At 61.3% G+C, this 17406-nt stretch carries 14 protein-coding genes; 3 read left to right on the top strand and 11 right to left on the bottom strand.

Annotated elements, in window-relative coordinates; genetic code table 11:
• The first annotated feature begins 26 nt into the window (after positions 1-26).
• Entirely contained in the window at positions 27-1394 is a 1368-nt protein-coding gene (creD, locus tag PS14A_RS23150; protein WP_212617308.1) for a cell envelope integrity protein CreD, read from the top strand.
• A gap of 181 nt (positions 1395-1575) precedes the next feature.
• Here creD and PS14A_RS23145 read toward each other — a convergent pair whose 3' ends face one another.
• The 8 genes from PS14A_RS23145 to PS14A_RS23110 form a co-directional block, all read right to left on the bottom strand.
• The gene (locus PS14A_RS23145) at positions 1576-2205 is read right to left on the bottom strand and encodes a glutathione S-transferase (RefSeq protein ID WP_212617307.1); all 630 of its coding nucleotides are present in this window, start codon (positions 2203-2205) and stop codon (positions 1576-1578) included.
• 162 nt (positions 2206-2367) lie between these two features.
• Positions 2368-2547, bottom strand: a complete 180-nt coding sequence (locus PS14A_RS23140) for a hypothetical protein (protein ID WP_016772844.1) — start codon at positions 2545-2547, stop codon at positions 2368-2370.
• Positions 2544-3674 (bottom strand): PepSY-associated TM helix domain-containing protein, encoded by a 1131-nt coding sequence (locus PS14A_RS23135; protein ID WP_212617306.1) that lies wholly within the window; start codon positions 3672-3674, stop codon positions 2544-2546. Before PS14A_RS23135 ends, PS14A_RS23140 begins: the two co-directional genes overlap by 4 nt.
• A 74-nt stretch (positions 3675-3748) precedes the next feature.
• The gene (locus PS14A_RS23130; RefSeq protein WP_212617305.1) at positions 3749-6175 is read right to left on the bottom strand and encodes a TonB-dependent siderophore receptor; all 2427 of its coding nucleotides are present in this window, start codon (positions 6173-6175) and stop codon (positions 3749-3751) included.
• A 203-nt stretch (positions 6176-6378) separates the two neighbouring features.
• Positions 6379-7353 carry a FecR family protein gene (locus PS14A_RS23125; protein ID WP_212617304.1) on the bottom strand — a complete coding sequence of 325 codons (975 nt, stop codon included), beginning with the start codon at positions 7351-7353 and terminating at the stop codon, positions 6379-6381.
• Positions 7350-7826 carry an RNA polymerase sigma factor gene (locus tag PS14A_RS23120; RefSeq protein ID WP_249121407.1) on the bottom strand — a complete coding sequence of 159 codons (477 nt, stop codon included), beginning with the start codon at positions 7824-7826 and terminating at the stop codon, positions 7350-7352. The genes PS14A_RS23125 and PS14A_RS23120 overlap by 4 nt, the downstream gene beginning before the upstream one ends.
• Positions 7827-8185: 359 nt before the next feature.
• Positions 8186-8893 carry a 3'-5' exonuclease gene (locus tag PS14A_RS23115; RefSeq protein WP_137214246.1) on the bottom strand — a complete coding sequence of 236 codons (708 nt, stop codon included), beginning with the start codon at positions 8891-8893 and terminating at the stop codon, positions 8186-8188.
• Entirely contained in the window at positions 8890-10824 is a 1935-nt protein-coding gene (locus PS14A_RS23110; RefSeq protein ID WP_343287064.1) for a putative nucleotidyltransferase substrate binding domain-containing protein, read from the bottom strand. Before PS14A_RS23110 ends, PS14A_RS23115 begins: the two co-directional genes overlap by 4 nt.
• A 255-nt stretch (positions 10825-11079) precedes the next feature.
• Between PS14A_RS23110 and PS14A_RS23105 the strand changes: the two genes are divergently transcribed.
• Positions 11080-11526, top strand: coding sequence for a response regulator (locus PS14A_RS23105; protein WP_137214245.1), 447 nt, complete (start codon positions 11080-11082; stop codon positions 11524-11526).
• 264 nt (positions 11527-11790) lie between these two features.
• Here the strand turns inward: PS14A_RS23105 and PS14A_RS23100 are convergent, their stop codons facing one another.
• Positions 11791-13968: a malate synthase G gene (locus PS14A_RS23100; protein ID WP_130927167.1), complete on the bottom strand. Its 2178-nt coding sequence runs from the start codon at positions 13966-13968 to the stop codon at positions 11791-11793.
• A 543-nt stretch (positions 13969-14511) separates the two neighbouring features.
• Here PS14A_RS23100 and PS14A_RS23095 point away from each other — a divergent pair.
• Positions 14512-15030 (top strand): glycine cleavage system protein R, encoded by a 519-nt coding sequence (locus PS14A_RS23095; protein WP_016772854.1) that lies wholly within the window; start codon positions 14512-14514, stop codon positions 15028-15030.
• 223 nt (positions 15031-15253) lie between these two features.
• Here the strand turns inward: PS14A_RS23095 and rarD are convergent, their stop codons facing one another.
• Both rarD and PS14A_RS23085 read right to left on the bottom strand, forming a co-directional pair.
• Entirely contained in the window at positions 15254-16141 is an 888-nt protein-coding gene (gene rarD, locus PS14A_RS23090) for an EamA family transporter RarD (protein ID WP_122603156.1), read from the bottom strand.
• Between the two features lie 160 nt (positions 16142-16301).
• On the bottom strand, positions 16302-17276 hold the full coding sequence (locus tag PS14A_RS23085; RefSeq protein ID WP_016772856.1) for a serine/threonine protein kinase: 975 nt from the start codon (positions 17274-17276) through the stop codon (positions 16302-16304).
• Positions 17277-17406: the final 130 nt, after the last annotated feature.

Raw genomic sequence — 17406 nt, 5'->3', positions numbered from 1 at the left:
CCCCCCATCCAAACAGGGAGAGTCCCATGAACAAGAATCTGACCATCAAACTCGGCGCGATCGCCTTGCTGATCCTGCTGTTGCTGATCTCGTTGCTGATGATCGACGGCATCATCGATGAGCGTCAGCAACTGCGCGACGGTGTGCTCGAAGACATCGCGCGCAGCTCCAGTTACAGCCAGCAGCTGACCGGACCGGTGATGGTGGTGCCGTATCGCAAGGTGGTGCGCACCTGGAAGACCAACGAGAAAACCAACAAGCGCTACGAAGAAGTCAGTGAAGCGCGCGGGCGTCTGTACTTTCTGCCGGAGCGTTTTGAACTCGACGGCCAGGTGCAAACCGAACTGCGCAAACGCGGCATTTACGAGGCGCGACTGTTCCACGCCGACAACCGCATCGATGGGCATTTTTCCCTGCCGGCGCAGTTGGGCATCAAGGAGAATTTTGCCGATTACCAATTCGACGCGCCGTTCCTTGCCGTGGGTATCAGCGACATTCGTGGCATCGAAAATGCCCTGAAACTGGAATTTGCCGGCCAGCAACTGGACTTCGTGCCCGGCAGCGAAGTCGCCTGGATCGGTGAGGGCGTACACGTGACCCTGCCGGCGCTCGACGCCAGCAAAGCCACGCAACTGACGTTTGGTTTCGACCTGCGCCTGCAAGGCACCGGCTCGCTGCGTGTGGTGCCGGTGGGCAAGACCAGCAGTGTCAGCCTCGCCGCCAACTGGCCGCACCCCAGCTTCGTCGGCAACTTCCTGCCGGCCAAGCGCGAGATCAACGATCAGGGTTTCAGCGCCGACTGGCAGACCTCGTTTTTCTCCACCAACCTGCAAGAGGCGATGGAGCGCTGCGTCGCTGGCGACTGTGATGCACTCAACGGGCGCAGCTTCGGCGTCAGCTTCATCGATCCGGTGGATCAGTACCTGAAGAGCGACCGGGCGATCAAATACGCGCTGCTGTTCATCGTCCTGACCTTCGCCGGTTTCTTCCTCTTCGAAGTGCTCAAGAGCCTGGCGGTGCACCCGGTGCAATATGCCTTGGTCGGTGTCGCGCTGGCGATCTTTTACCTGCTGCTGTTGTCGCTGTCCGAACACATCGGTTTTGCGCTGGCGTATCTGTTGTCGGCGAGTGGCTGCGTGTTGCTGATCGGCTTCTATGTCAGCCACGTCCTGCGCAGCGCGCGGCATGGCTTGAGTTTTTCGGCCGGGCTGGCGGCGCTGTATGGCTTGCTGTACGGCTTGCTCAGCGCCGAGGATTACGCGCTGCTGATGGGCTCGCTGATGCTGTTCGGTCTGCTCGGGGTGTTCATGGTGCTCACGCGCAAACTGGACTGGTACGGAATTGGTTTGAAGTCCGCCAAGCCGCTGGAGTTTGACGTGGAGGCGATGCAATGAGCGGGTGGCTTGGGTTACGCGAGGAACAGCGTGAAGCGGAGGTTTTGGTGACGCTGCTTATTGCGTCACTACCTCCGAAACCGAGTTGGTGCATTCGCGAGCAAGCTCGCTCCCACATTGGAATGTGGTCAACTGTGGGAGCGAGCCTGCTCGCGAAGAGGCCGGAACAGGCAGCCCAGATCTAAGGCTTGGGCATCGTCGCCACCATGGACGGTCGCTGACTCACTTCAAAATACCAATTGCCCAGTTGTGGATTGGCTGCACGCCAGTCCATGTCCGGGAAGCGCAGGTCCAGATAGCCCAGCGCGCAGGCCACGCTGATCGCCGCGACATCGAAGTGACTGGTCAGCTCGGCAATCGCTTCGTTCTCAAGCACGGCGAGGGCGCGGCGGATCTTGTCGCGCTGGGCGTCGAGCCATTGGTCCCAGTGTTTTTCCACCGGGCGCAGGACGGTTTCATAACGCACCATCACTGAAGCATCCATGATCCCGTCAGCCATCGACGCCAGCGTCAGGCGCCGCCAGCGCGCCGCACCTTCACGGGGGATCAACGGATTGCCGACGTGCTGCTGGTCGAGGTACTCAAGGATGACGCGGCTGTCATGGATGACATTGCCATCGGCCAGGCGCAGGGCGGGGATCTTGCTCAACGGGTTGTCGGCAATCAGCGCCGGGTTCGGGCCGACCGGGCTGAGCACACAGTCCTGCAGCGCGACACGATCCTGCTGACCGGTTTCGTGCAGCAGCACCATGACCTTGCGGACGAAGGGCGACAGAGTGTTGTGGTACAGGGTCATGCTGGGGGCGGACATGGCAAGGTCTCGATCAGGACAATGATCGGGCAGCATAGCCTGCTCGCGTCCGGCGCAGAACCCATGTGGGAGCGAGCCTGCTCGCGAAGGCGTCGTGACAGTCGACTTTGACGTTGAGTGTCCGGGCGCTTTCGCGAGCAGGCTCGCTCCCACAAGGGTTTTTCAGCTTCGCGGCAGAAAACCTCTTATGGCCAGAAATGCCGGAACGCCAAGCCCGACCCAGCTCAAGGCATCCCAGATTCCATCCCCCAGCAACGCCGCAAACAGCCCCGCCGCGCTGAGCAGGGCGATCACGATCGGTGTGCTGAAGACCTTCCAGAAACTCGACTGACGCGGCTTCATGCCGAGGCCTCCGCGGTTTCCAATACAGGCTTTGCCGCCTTGCGCCGCACCACCCACAAATAGATACCACTGGCCAACACGATGATCGTCAGCACATCCAGCGTCGCCCAGAGAATCTTCATCGGCATGCCGCCGTAGTCACCAAAGTGCAGCGGCTGCGACATGCCCATGGCGTCCATGTACCACGGCCGTTCGGCCACAGCTGTCACTTGCAGTGTCGTGGCATCGATCAGCACCGGCGTCAGCAGATGCGAGGTCAGGTGCGTGCCGCCTTTCATGAACACCGAGTAATGGTGCTCGCTGGAAAAGCGCGTGCCGGGGAAGGCGATGAAATCCGGCTTCATCCCCGGTGCGACTTCCTCGGCGATGTCGAGCAGCCGCGTGGCCGGCGCCAGTTGGGTCAGGGGCGGCGCATCGCGATACGGCGCGATCAGCGTGGTCAACGCGTCGTTGCGCCAAGCGGCGATGAGCAGGTCGGCGCAGGCGCTGATCACCCCGGTCACGCCCACCACCAGGCACCAGGTCAGGGTCACGACGCCAATCAAATTGTGCAGATCGAGCCAGCGCAGCCGCGTGGATTTGTCCTGACGCACGGTGCCGAATTTCAAGCGGCGCATGAATGGCAGGTACAGCACCGTGCCGGAGATGATCGCCACGACAAACAACAGGCCCATGAACGCCAGCAGCAGCTTGCCCGGCAGCCCGGCGAACATGTCGACGTGCAGGCGCAGGATGAACAGCATCAAGCCACCGTTGGCCGAAGGGGTTTCCAGCGCTTCGCCAGTACGCGCATCGAGCATGAAGGTGTGCGAAGAGTTCGGCTCGGTGTCGGCCGTCCTGGCCATGATCGCGAACGCCGCGTTCGGCTCTTCGTCGTCATAACCGAAGTACTGCATGACTTCGCCCGGGCGGTGTTTCTGCGCGGCATCCACCAGTTGCTGCAGGTTGAGTTGCGGCGTGTCGGCCGGCATCTCACGCAGCTCCGGGGCGTTGCCCAGCGCGTGATCAATCTCGTGGCTGAAAATCAGCGGCAGACCGGTCAGCGCCAGCATCAGCAGAAACACGGTACAGATCAGGCTGGTCCAGGTGTGGATGAACGACCAGCGGCGGATGGTTTTACTTTTCATTGCATGACCTTCAAAAACACCAAAGCCGCCCGGTACGGACGGCCTGGGAACAGGGCCTGGTTCAGCTCACTGGCTTACCACTTGTAGGTGGCGCTGGCGACGACACTGCGCTGGTCGCCGTAGTAGCAGTAGAAGCTGTCGCAGGTGGAAATGTAGTCCTTGTCGAACAGATTGGTCGCGTTCACCGCCAGCGACGCACCTTTGAGGCTGTTGTCCAGACGGCCCAGATCATAATGCACGCTGGCGTCGAACACGGTGTAGGCGTCAGCCTTGCCCAGCCAGGTGTTGGCCTTGTCGCCGTAGGTGTTGCCGGTGTAGCGCACGCCGGCACCGATACCGAAACCGTCGAGCACGCCGGCGTGCCATGTGTAGTCGGTCCACAGCGAGGCTTGTTGGTTGGGCATCAGTTGCAGACGATTGCCCTTGTCGACGCCTTTCTGCACTTCGGACTTGGCCAGGGTGTAGGCGGCGATGACTTTGAGGTTGTCGGTCACATCCGACACCGCTTCGAGCTCGAGGCCTTTGACCTTCACTTCGCCGGTCTGGCTGGTCACCGAGACGTTGTTGACGAAGGTATTCACCGCGACGTTCTTCTGGGTCAGGTCATACACGGCGGCGGTCAGCAGGGTCTTGCTGCCCGGAGGCTGGTATTTGATGCCCAGTTCCCACTGCTTGCCTTCGGTTGGCTTGAGCGAGCCGGTCGAAGTGGCATCGGCGCCGGTGGTCGGCTGGAAGGATTCGGCGTAGGACAGGTACGGCACGAAGCCGTTATCGAAGACGTAGCTGAGCGCCGCGTTGCCGCTGAATTTCTTGTCACGCTGGGTGTTGGTCGCATCGCCCTTGTTGAAGAATTCAGTGCTGGTGTGCACCCAGTCTTCACGGCCGCCGAGGGTCAGGCGCCACTGGTCGAGGGCCATTTGGTCCTGCACGTAGAGACCGGTCTGGTAGGTCTTCTGGTTGTAGTCGTAAAACGCGGTGGAGCGTGCTGGACGTACGATCGGCTGGCCGTAGATCGGGTTGATGACGTTGGTTTGCAGACCATCGCCAAAGATCGAGGTGTAGTTGGTGTTGCTGCGCTGGTGATCCAGACCCAGCAGCAAGGTGTGGCGAACCTCACCGGTGGCGAAGTCGGCCTGGAAGTTGTTGTCCACGGCAAACTGGCTGATGTCTTCGTCGACGCTGGTGCTGGTGCGGCCGACGTTGCCCTCTGCATCCACGGTGGTAAACGGGTAGGAACCGGGTGTCAGCGACTGGAACGACAGGTCCGACTTGGTGTAGCGCAGGTTCTGCTTGAACTGCCAGACATCGTTCAACCGATGTTCGAAGGCATAACCCAGCGCGTAGTAGGTGCGGTCGTAGTATTCCCAATCCGGATCGCCGAGATTCTTGTGATGGGAAATATCACCGAGCGGCGATTTGATCTTCGTGCCTTGGATCGGCAGAAACTGGCTGGTAATGCCGGTGTCGTCGCGGGTGAACTGGCTCAGCAGAGTGAGTTTGGTGTCGTCGTCGATGTTCCAGGTCAGGCTCGGCGCGATGTTGTAGCGCTTGTTGTCGACGTGGTCGACCTGGGTGCCGCTGTCGCGCACCACGCCGCTGAGGCCATAGAGAAACTGCCCGGCGTCATCGATCTTGCCGGTGCTGGCGAAGTTGATCTGGCGGTGGTTGTCGCTGCCGTATTGCAGCTGGATTTCGCTGCTGGCTTCAGCGCTCGGGCGGCGGCTGACCATGTCGAGCAAACCGCCCGGCGGGGTCTGGCCGTACACCGACGAAGCCGGGCCACGCAGCAGGGCGAGGCGGTCGAGGTTCCAGGTTTCCTGTTTCGGGTTGGCGTACACGCCTTTGGGCAGCGGCAGGCCATCGAGGAACTGGGTCGGTTCGAAACCGCGTACGCGCAACCAGTCGGCACGGGTGTCGCTGCCGTAGCTGCTGGCGGTGATACCCGGCATGTAGCGCACGGCGTCATCGAGGCTGTGCACGCTGCGGTCGTCCATCTGCTGGCGGGTCGCCACCGAAATCGATCGCGGTGCTTCGACCAGCGCGGTGTCGGTCTTGGTGCCGGCGGCGGTGCGGGTCGCGGTGTAGCCTTCGACCGGGCCCCAGGCGCTTTCGAAGTTTTCCACACCGATGACCGAAGTTTCCGGCAGGGCCAGCGTGCCTTCCGGCACGGCCACCAGGGTGTAGGTGCCGGCGCTGCTCTGTTCCAGTTGCAGGCCGGTGCCGCGCAAGGCCGCGCGCAGGGCGCCGGCGGCGTCGTACTGGCCGTCGACCGGCGCTGAGGTCTTGCCGGCGGCCAGCGCAGGATTGAGCGACAGGGCGAGGCCGCCCTGGCTGGCGATCTGGTTCAGGGTGGTCGACAGCGGCGCCGCCGGCAGGTTGTAGGCGCGCACGCTGGAAGCTTGCTCAGCGGCGAGCAACGGGCTGCTGATCAGCGGCGTGCCGAAAGCGATGGCAAAAGCCAGCAGACTGGGGCGCAACAAGGTGTCTGGCGAACGGGACATACGGCGGCTCCTGAATGGAAATATTTCTCAATTGCCTGTGTGCCGGACGAGATTGGAAAAGTGATAGGGCTGGGTGGAAATTCTTTTTGCAGGAAATGGTTGTGCGGCTGATGGCGCCTTCGCGAGCAGGCTCGCTCCCACAGGTGATCGCATTCCAATGTGGGAGCGAGCCTGCTCGCGAAGGCGGTTTTCCTGCCGACGCATTACTCAGGCTTGATATCAGCCTTCGCCACGGTGACCCAATACGGCGTATGCCGCTCGATCTGCACCGGCAAGGTCGGCAGCAATGCACTCAGGGCCTTGTCGGTGTCATGCAATGGAAAGCTGCCGGTAATGCGCAGATCGGCCACTTCCGGCGCCACGCCCAGATGCCCGCGACGATAGCGCCCCAACTCGTGCACCAAATCGCCGAGCCGTGCGTTGTCCACCACCAGCATGCCGCGCGTCCAGGCATCGGCGCCGGGGGTGAGGGCAGCAATCGAACCCAACCCGTCACTGCGCAGCAACACCTGCTGGCCTTCGCGCAGAATCTGTTCTTGCGGGTTGGCCTGGGCATGGGCCGCCACCGCTGACTGCAACACGCTCAGGCGTGTGCCATCGTCCTCGCGCTTGACCAGAAACCGCGTGCCCAGCGCACGCATGCTGCCTTCGCGAGTTTCGACGATAAACGGCCGCGCATCGCCATGCCCGGTTTCGACGAGGATTTCGCCTTCCTGCAACACGATCAAGCGGCGCTTGTCATCGAAGCGTACGTCGACTGCGCTGTGGGTATTGAGGTTGAGCAGGGAGCCGTCGGACAGGCGCACCGTGCGCTGTTCACCGGTGGCGGTGCGCTGATCGGCGAGCCAGTAATCCAGCGGCAGAAAACGCTCACTGACAAACAGCCCCAGCCCGACGACCATCACTACACTGGCCAGCCCGCTGCCGAGTTTGCGCACCCGCCGACGGATGCCTTCGCGCGATTGCAGCAACGCACTTCGGGCCGGGCCCTTGGCGACGCTGAAACGCTGATCGAGCATGCCCAACTGGCGCCAGGCGCGGGCGTGTTCTTCATGGGCCGCATGCCACTTGGCGAACTCCTCGCGTTCCAGCGCGGTGCTCGAATCGAGGGTCAATTGCCAGGCAATCGCCGCGTCCAGCACATGAGCCGGCACCGGCCGCGAACTGGCCGCCGTCATGTCGGCTCACCGTACAGGGCGATGTAGCACTGGCGCAGGCCTTGCGCCAGATACTGCCGCACGCGCGGCACTGAGACGCCGAGTCTGGCGGCGATCTCGGCGTGGCTGAGGCCGTCGAGGCGGTTATACAGGAAGGCTGCGCGCGCCTTGGTCGACAGCTTGCCGAGCAGGCGATCGATGGCTTTGAGGTCGTCGAGGATCATTTGCTGTTCTTCCACCGACGGTTGTTCGTCTTCGGGGATCAGCATCAGTTCGGTGAGGTAGGCCTGTTCCAGCGCGGCGCGGCGGAAATAGTCGAACAACAGGCCCTTGGCGATCGCCACCAGAAACGCCCGAGGTTCGCGCGGCGTCAGCAGTTCGTCGCGGTTGAGCAGGCGCACAAACGTGTCCTGACTCAAATCCTCGGCACGCTGCGGACACGCCACATTGCGCCGCAACCACGCCAGCAGCCAACCGCGATGGTCGCGATACATCGCACCGACGAGCTCACTGTGGGGGTTGGGCACTGACGACACCGGACATCACCGATTGGGAAATGTTAACTAACGAGAATAGTTCGCGATTCTGGCAGAGGTGGGAATGGTTAGCAATTGGCCACTGGTCAGGTGATGATTCAAGGGCAGCCCCTCACCCTAGCCCTCTCCCGGGGGGAGAGGGGACTGATCGGGTGATATTCTGGAGGTACACCGACCTGAACGATTTTCACGATTCCTCAATCGACTCGGTCTTTCAGGTCGATATAAGGCTTCAGACACCACGATCGGCTCCCTCTCCCTCCGGGAGAGGTCTGGGCGGGCGGCGTTCCGATGAGGGGCTTTTGATCTGAATGATTCTAAAAGGACGGCGCCTGCTGCCTGCGCTTCCACTGATTCAACCGCTGCTGCAACTGCAACGGACTGTAAATCTGCTGCGCCCGCGCCCGGCTGAACAGAATCAATGCCAGCTCCGCCGTGGCCAGCGCATCGGCACTCGCGTTATGCCGCTCGAACACTTCAAGCCGGAACCATTCGATCCACTCATCCAGCCCCGCCTCGCGAATCTGCGCCTGCGGACATAACAGCGGCGCGATATCCGCCACATCCAGAAACACATGTTGCAGCTTGTGCCCCAAGTGCTCCTTCACTGCGCGCCCGAGCATGTGCTGATCGAACGGCGCGTGAAACGCCAGCACCGGGCTGTCGCCGATGAACTCCAGCAACTCCAGCAACGCTTCCGCCGGGTCGCTGCCTGCGGCAATTGCACTAGGGCCGAGGCCATGAATCAGCACGCTGGGGCTGAGCTTCAATTCGCGGCATTGCAAGGTGCGTTCGAACTGCTGACGGAAATCGATCGCGCCGTCCTCGATCACCACCGCGCCGATCGACAGGACCCGATCCTTGCTCATATTCAGGCCGGTGGTTTCCAGGTCCAGCACCACCCAGCGCTGCTCGCGCAGGCTGCATTCGTTCAGCTCGGCAAGCGCCGGCAGCTTCGCCAGCCGCTGCTGCAAGTCCGCCGACACCACGGGGCTGGCCGGGCGCAGCCAGGAGAACAGGCTCATAGCTGATACCGCAAGGTCAGGCTGCTTTGCAGGCGCTGCGCCTGGCGCAGGGATTCGCGCAAGATGCGCCGGTCGAGATGATTGAGGCTGTCGGGATCGACGCGGTTGGAGTACGGCTGGTTCTCCCGGGTCTGCAACTGATGCTGCTGCATCCGCGTTTGTTGAATGAAGTGATAGGCCTCTTCATACGCCGCGCCGTCGAGCGGCTCGATGACCTCTTTATCGACCAGTTGGCGAAAGCGTTCGAGGGTGTTGTTGGCGTCGATGCCGTTGGCCAGCGCCAGCAGTCGGGCGCCGTCCACGAACGGCGTCAGGCCCTGGATTTTCAGATCCAGCGTGGCCTTCTCGCCGTTCTTGCGTGCCAGCACGAATTCACGGAAGCGCCCAACGGGAGGGCGGTTGCGCAGCGCATTTTCGGCGAGCATGCGCTGGAACAGACGGTTGTCAGCGACTTGATCGAGGATGCCCCGGCGCAATTGCTCGCAGCCTTGCTCATCGCCCCAGACCACGCGCAGGTCGAAATAAATGCTCGAGCCCAGCAGGTTCTCCGGCGTGGCTTCGCGGATGAACGCCGCGAAGCGCCGCGCCCATTCGGCCCGCGACAGACACAGCTCGGGATTGCCGGCCATGATGTTGCCCTTGCACAGGGTGAAGCCGCACTGCGCCAGGCTGTGGTTGATCTGCTGGGCAATCGGCAGCAGCTTGCCGCGTATTTCTGCTGCGTGCGCCGCGTCGCGGGCATCGAACAGGATGCCGTTGTCCTGGTCGGTGTGCAGCGTCTGCTCGCGCCGGCCCTCGCTGCCGAAACACAGCCAGCTGAACGGCACGCCCGGGTCGCCTTTTTCCGCCAGGGTGAGTTCGATCACCCGGCACACCGTGTGATCGTTGAGCAGGGTGATGATGTGGGTGATCTGCGTCGACGACGCGCCGTGGGCGAGCATGCGCTCGACCAGTTGGCCGATCTCGCCGCGCAGGGTCACCAGTTGTTCGACCCGTTGCGCGCTGCGGATGGTCCGGGCGAGGTGGACCAGATCGACCCGTTGCAGGGAGAACAGATCACGCTCGGACACCACGCCGCACAAGCGCTGATCCTTGACCAGGCAGACGTGAGCAATGTGCCGCTCGGTCATGGCGATCGCCGCATCGAAGGCGCTGTGATCCGGCGACAGATAAAACGGTGATCGAGTCATGTGCTGTTCGATGGCGTCGCTGAAATCACCGACACCTTCGGCGACCACATGGCGCAAATCGCGCAGGGTGAAAATCCCCAGCGGCGCCTTGTGCTCATCCACCGCGACGATGCTGCCGACCTGTTGCTCGTGCATCAGCTTCACCGCTTCACGCAACGGCGTCTCGGCGCTGCAGGTCACCGGATGGCGCATCGCAAGTTCACCGAGACGAGTGTTCAACGAGTATTGGGTGCCGAGGGTCTCCACGGCTTTTTGTTGCACTTGCTGGTTGACCTGATCGAGCAGGCTGCTGACCCCACGCAAGGCGAAATCGCGGAAGGCGCTGGACAGGGCGAACAGTTTGATGAACGCCAGTTTGTTCAGTTGCAGGCAGAAGGTGTCTTCGCCCGCCAGGTGTTCGGTGCGCGTGGCGCGCTCACCGAGCAGCGCGGCCAGCGGAAAGCACTCGCCGGTGGTGATTTCGAAGGTGGTTTCGGTGCCAGGCTTGGTGATGTGCTGGCGTTCGCCGACCACCCGACCCTGTTTGACGATATGAAAGTGTTCCACCGGGCCGTCGGCCGGTTTGATGATGCTCTCGCCCTGGGCGAAAAAACGCAGCTGACATTGCTCCACCAGATAGGCGAGGTGGGCGTGTTCCATCTGATTGAAGGGCGGGAAGCGCTGAAGGAATTGCAGGGTGCCCTGAATGTTCTGCAATACCGCGGTTTTCCCTGCCTGGGTGAAGGCGTCCGCTTTGCTCATAACCATTACCGCAGTCTTTTTCGAATTGTTGTTGTCGGATCGTTGCAGCCATGGTCGGCCCCGGCGGGCAGGGTGCCCATTGGACGTAAGTCTAGGTTTTGCCACCATTGGCCGATTTTCGGAAATAACCTACGCAAAAGCTCGGAAAAGCTTGCGCTGGCCACTTGGAAAAAATTCCGACGAAGTGCACATTGAAGCGCTGTCCGGTGATGTCTGACGACTTGCCAGGGATTGTTTGAACATTTAGAGAGCGCCATGTCCGACCACGATATTTTGAGCGACGCCGAGCGGGAAGCGCTCAGCGCAGTGATGCTCGAACCTGATCTGCCGCCGCAGCGTGTCCTGATCGTCGACGACGACAAGGACGCCCGCGAGCTGTTGTCGGAGATTCTCGCGCTCGATGGCATTCATTGCATGACCGCAGCCAGCGGTGAAACCGCGCTGAAAATGCTCGATGAAAAGCCTTCGATCGGCCTTGTGATTACCGACCTGCGCATGGGCAATGTCGACGGCCTCGAGCTGATTCGCCAGGTGCGCGAATCGGTACGGGCAGCGATGCCGATCATCATCGTCTCCGGCGATGCCGACGTAAAAGACGCGATCGAAGCGATGCACTTGAGCGTGGTGGATTTTCTGCTCAAGCCGATTGATACGGGGAAGCTGCTTGAGTTGGTGAAACATGAATTGGGCATCGAGCCCTAGAAGCCCCTCACCCTAACCCTCTCCCGGAGGGAGAGGGGACTGACCGCGGTGAATGTCAGAGGTACACCGACCTGAAATTCATGAGTCGAACTCAGGAGTTGAAGCTTCCCCAATCTGCTCCCTTTCCCCTCTACCCCTTGGGGGAGAGGGCTGGGGTGAGGGGGATGGATCTCAAGCCCACCACAAGAATCCAATCCACCTCACAAACAAAAAAGGCCCTGATCTCTCGATCAGGGCCTTTTTCATTCCAACCATCAACTCAAGTCACAGACCATTCTTGGCCTTGAACTCGCGACGACGACGGTGCAGCACCGGCTCGGTGTAGCCGTTCGGCTGCTTGGTGCCTTCGATCACTAGTTCGACCGCCGCCTGGAAGGCGATGTTGCTGTCGAAGTCCGGTGCCAGCGGGCGATACAGCGGGTCGTTGGCGTTCTGGCGGTCAACCACCGGCGCCATGCGCTTGAGGCTTTCCATCACTTGCTCTTGGCTGACGATACCGTGGCGCAGCCAGTTGGCGATGTGCTGGCTGGAGATGCGCAGCGTCGCACGGTCTTCCATCAAGCCGACGTCGTTGATGTCCGGCACTTTCGAGCAGCCCACACCCTGGTCGATCCAGCGCACCACGTAACCGAGAATGCCCTGGGCGTTGTTGTCCAGTTCGTTCTTGATCTGCTCTGGCGTCCAGCTTGGGTTCACTGCCAATGGAATGGTCAGGATGTCGTCCACCGAGGCGCGCGCACGTTTGGCCAGTTCGGCCTGACGCGCAAACACGTCAACCTTGTGGTAGTGCAGCGCGTGCAGCGCAGCGGCGGTTGGAGAAGGGACCCAGGCAGTGTTGGCGCCGGCCAGTGGGTGAGCGATTTTCTGTTCGAGCATCGCGGCCATCAGATCAGGCATGGCCCACATGCCTTTACCGATTTGCGCACGACCTTGCAGGCCAGTGCTCAGACCGATATCGACGTTCCAGTTCTCGTAGGCGCCGATCCACTTCTCGGCCTTCATGTCAGCCTTGCGCACGACAGGGCCGGCCTCCATGGAGGTGTGGATTTCGTCACCGGTGCGGTCGAGGAAACCGGTGTTGATGAACACCACGCGCTCGCTGGCCGCCTTGATGCAGGCCTTGAGGTTGACCGTGGTGCGGCGCTCCTCGTCCATGATCCCGACTTTCAGGGTGTTGCGCGGCAAGCGCAGGACATCTTCGATACGCCCGAACAGCTCGTTGGTGAACGCCGCTTCTTCCGGGCCGTGCATTTTCGGTTTGACGATGTACACCGAACCGGTGCGGGTATTGCGTCGCGAGGTGTTGCCGTTGAGGTTGTGCATTGCGGCCAGGCAAGTCACCAGACCGTCGAGAATGCCTTCCGGCACTTCGTTGCCTTGACTGTCGAGGATCGCATCGATGGTCATCAGATGGCCGACGTTGCGCACGAACAACAGCGAACGACCGTGCAGGGTCACTTCACCGCCATTGGGCGCGGTGTAGGTGCGATCCGGGTTCATGGTGCGGGTGAAGGTCTGGCCGCCCTTGGACACGGATTCTGCGAGGTCACCCTTCATCAGGCCGAGCCAGTTGCGGTAGATCACCACTTTGTCGTCGGCATCGACGGCGGCCACGGAATCTTCGCAGTCCATGATCGTGGTCAGCGCCGCTTCCATGAGGATGTCTTTGACGCCGGCGGCGTCGGTCTGGCCGACCGGAGTGCTGGCGTCGATCTGGATTTCGAAGTGCAGGCCGTTGTGCTTGAGCAGCACCGCGATCGGCGCGTTGGCGTCGCCTTGGAAGCCGATCAACTGAGCGTCATCGCGCAGGCCGCTGTTGCTGCCGCCCTTCAGAGTGACGACCAGTTTGCCGTCAGCGATTTTGTAGCCGGTCGAATCGACGTGGGAGCCGGCGGCCAGTGGTGCGGCTTCGTCGAGGAAAGCACGGGCGAAGGCGATGACTTTGTCGCCACGCACCTTGTTGTAGCCTTTGCCTTTTTCCGCACCGCCGTCTTCGCTGATCGCGTCGGTGCCGTAGAGAGCATCGTACAGCGAACCCCAGCGGGCGTTCGAAGCGTTGAGCGCAAAGCGCGCATTCATTACTGGCACCACCAATTGCGGGCCGGCGGTGCGGGCGATTTCATCGTCGACGTTTTGCGTCGTCGCCTGGAAATCAGCCGCTTCTGGCAGCAGATAACCGATCTCTTGCAGGAAAGCTTTGTAGGCCACGGCATCGTGCGCCTGGCCGGCATGCTGCTGATGCCAGGCATCGATGCGCGCCTGGAAGTCATCGCGTTTGGCGAGTAGGGCTTTGTTCTTCGGCGCCAGGTCGTGAATGACCTTGTCGGCACCTTCCCAGAATTGTTCGGCGGTGAGGCCGGTACCGGGAATGGCTTCGTTGTTCACGAAGTCGAACAGGACTTTGGCGACCTGCAGGCCACCGACTTGAACGTGTTCAGTCATTGCTTGCCTCACTCTGCTCAGCTATTTCGCTTTTCAGCTCGTCAATTTAACAATGAAGCTTCTGGCCATTTAAACCACAAACCTGCGGACCAGTACATGCCATTGCTGGCGGCTGGGCTAGGACCAATCAACGGCTTGGAGGCCTTGCTGACGGGGCTTTCAGGGTTGCGAAGGGCCTTGGGCAGACATCGATCCAGCGTTATGTAGTGCGCGCTGCGGCATACTACATGATGAGTTGCGCTTGTGAAAATCAGACTAATTACGTCGTTCTGCGACCTCATGACGCATTGCGGTCACGTCGCGGAACGGGATGTTCTCAAAAAAGCATTGGATTGTTCCAGCTAAATATCGAAAGTTGTACACGATTTGTCTGTCGCGCAGATCCCCAGTGCTGCCATTCGCGAGCAGGCTCGCTCCCACATTTGGAATGCGACCCCTGTGGGAGCGAGCCTGCTCGCGAAGGGGCCAGTCGATTCAACACAAAATCAGCCCTTGCCTATACTTGCCCTTCGATAACAAAAGTCATGACAAGAGGGCTGCGCCATGGACCATCTCGTACTCACCGTTTTCGCCCCGGACAAGCCCGGGCAGGTCGAGCGCATCGCCCAATGCATTGCCGAGCACGGCGGCAACTGGCTGGAAAGCCGCATGTCACGCATGGCCGGACAGTTCGCCGGGATTCTGCGCGTGGGTGTGCCGGCGGAGGCTTACGACGAACTGGTCGATGCCCTGCAAGCGCTGTCGGCCCATGGCATTCGGGTACTGATTGCCGAAAGCGGAGTGGAGCAGTCCTGCACGTGGAAACCGATCGCCATGGAACTGGTCGGCAATGACCGGCCGGGTATCGTCCGCGATATCACTCGGCTGTTGAGCGAGCAGGGTGTGAACCTGGAGCGGCTGGTAACTGAGGTGCGCCCGGCGCCGATGAGCAGCGAGCCGCTGTTTCACGCCGAGGCGATTCTCGCGGTACCACTGACGCTGTCGCTGGATGTGTTGCAGGCGCGCCTGGAAACCCTGGCCGATGATCTGATGGTCGAACTGGTGTTACGCACAGAGGTTTAAGCGCAGACAGGGTTATTCAGGTTTAACGTGCACCTGCCTGTGGATAACCTGTAGAGACAGACCGCCACGCCACGCCGGCCGGGGCTTTGCGCCCTTTGATCAAAAAAACGCCAACATTCAGTGACTTGCGCACAAACGGCGGGGATCACGCTGTGGATAAGCTTGGGAAGGAACGATGCAGGCCACGAGGACCGTGGCCTGCGGAGCTTTGTGCGTTTTTTGATCAGGTGCGCCGGCGCAAACTTATCCACGCATCGACGCTATAGACCGCCAGACCGGCCCAGATAAACATGAACGCGACCAGCGTGCTCGAAGATAAGTGCTCGCCAAACAGCAGCACGGCTTGCAGCAACACCAGCGTCGGCGCGATGTATTGCAGGAAGCCGATGGTGGTGTAGGGCAAGTGGCGGGTGGCGGCGTTGAAACACACCAGCGGCACCAGTGTCACCGGGCCGGCGGCCACCAGCCACCAGGCTTCGGAGGTGGTCCAGAAGGCCGGCTGCACACTCGTCGCAGTCTGATTGAACAGCAACCATGCAATCGCGATCGGCACCAGCATCCAGGTCTCCACCACCAGCCCCGGCAGCGCTTTGACCGGCGCCTGCTTGCGGATCAGGCCGTAGAAACCGAAGGTCAGCGCCAGCGCCAGCGACACCCACGGCAGACTGCCGACCTGCCACACCTGCTGCGCCACGCCGATAGCAGCCAGCCCGACCGCCACCCACTGCATGCGCCGCAGCCGTTCGCCAAGGATCACCATGCCTAACAGCACGTTTACCAGCGGATTGATGTAGTAACCCAGACTCGCCTCGAGCATGCGGCCGTTGTTCACCGACCACACGTAGGTCAGCCAGTTGGCCGCGATCAGCGTGCCGCTCAGCGCCAGAATCGCCAGGCGCTTGGGATTGTCGAGCAGCTCGCGCAGCCAGCCCGGGTGTTTCCACACCATCAGCAGCAACGCACCGAACAGCGCCGACCACAGCACCCGGTGGATGATGATCTCGACGGCCGGGACTTCGGCGATGGCTTTGAAATAGATCGGGAACAGGCCCCAGATGATGTAGGCGCTCAGGCCCAGAATGTACCCGCGACGCGGGTTGGCGGCTTGCATGCAGAATCCTTGCTCAGGCAGCTGACAAAGGAGGGATTGTAAGGAGGTTGTATAGATGTGTCGTGTCAGAAAGCGAAAAGATCGCAGCCTTCGGCAGCTCCTACAGGGGAATGCGATCCATGTAGGAGCTGCCGAAGGCTGCGATCTTTTGATCTTTAATTCAGAACAACTTCAAGGGTTCTTCGTTAAGCGCGGACAGTTGCTCACGCAATGCCAACACTTGATCGCCCCAATACCGCTCGGTACCAAACCACGGAAAGCTGTGCGGGAACGCCGGGTCGTCCCAGCGCCGCGCCAGCCAGGCGCTGTAGTGCATCAGGCGCAGTGCGCGCAACGGTTCGATCAACGCCAGCTCGCGCGGGTCGAAATCATGGAATTCGTTGTAGCCGTCCATCAGTTCCGACAACTGCCCCAGACACTCCTGGCGATCGCCGGCGAGCATCATCCAGATGTCCTGCACCGCCGGGCCCATGCGGCAATCGTCGAGGTCGACGATGTGGAACATCTCGTCGCGGCACATCATGTTGCCGGGGTGACAGTCGCCGTGCATGCGGATGTTCTGGTGCGGCGTGGCGGCGTAGACGTCTTCGACGCGTTTGAGCAGGTCGCGGGCAACCGACTCGTAAGCTGGCAGCAGGCTCTTGGGAATGAAATTGCCTTCGAGCAAAGTGTTCAGCGAGGCATGGCCGAAGTTCTGCACGGCGAGGGCTTCGCGGTGCTCGAACGGCTTGGTGCCGCCCACCGCATGCATGCGCCCAAGCAACTGGCCGAGGCGATACAGTTGATCAAGATTGCCCGGCTCCGGCGCCCGGCCACCACGACGCGGGAACAGGGTGAAGCGGAAGCCGGCATGCTCATGCAGGGTTTCGCCGTTATGAATCAGCGGCGCTACCACCGGAATGTCGATGTCGGCCAGTTCGAAAGTGAACTGGTGCTCTTCGAGGATGGCCTCGTTGGTCCAGCGCTGCGGACGATAGAACTTGGCAATCAGCGGCTCGGAGTCTTCGATACCGACCTGATACACACGGTTTTCGTAGCTGTTGAGCGCCAGAATGCGCGCGTCGCTGAGGAAACCGATGCTTTCAACGGCATCCAGGACGAGATCGGGGGTGAGGGTTTCAAACGGGTGGGCCATGCTGACTCCTGCGCGCAGCAGGCTGCTGCGTCCGGCTCGGCATGGTAGCGCAGATGGCGGCGCGAAGGGTGTTGGTGTCTGCCCGGGCCTCTTCGCGAGCAGGCTCGCTCCCACCTTGGAATGCGATTCC

The organism is Pseudomonas sp. 14A (assembly GCF_018132745.1).
Lineage (GTDB): Bacteria > Pseudomonadota > Gammaproteobacteria > Pseudomonadales > Pseudomonadaceae > Aquipseudomonas > Aquipseudomonas mercuritolerans.
Note: the sequence above shows the minus strand (reverse complement) of the source record. Positions and strands in the feature narration are given on the sequence as shown.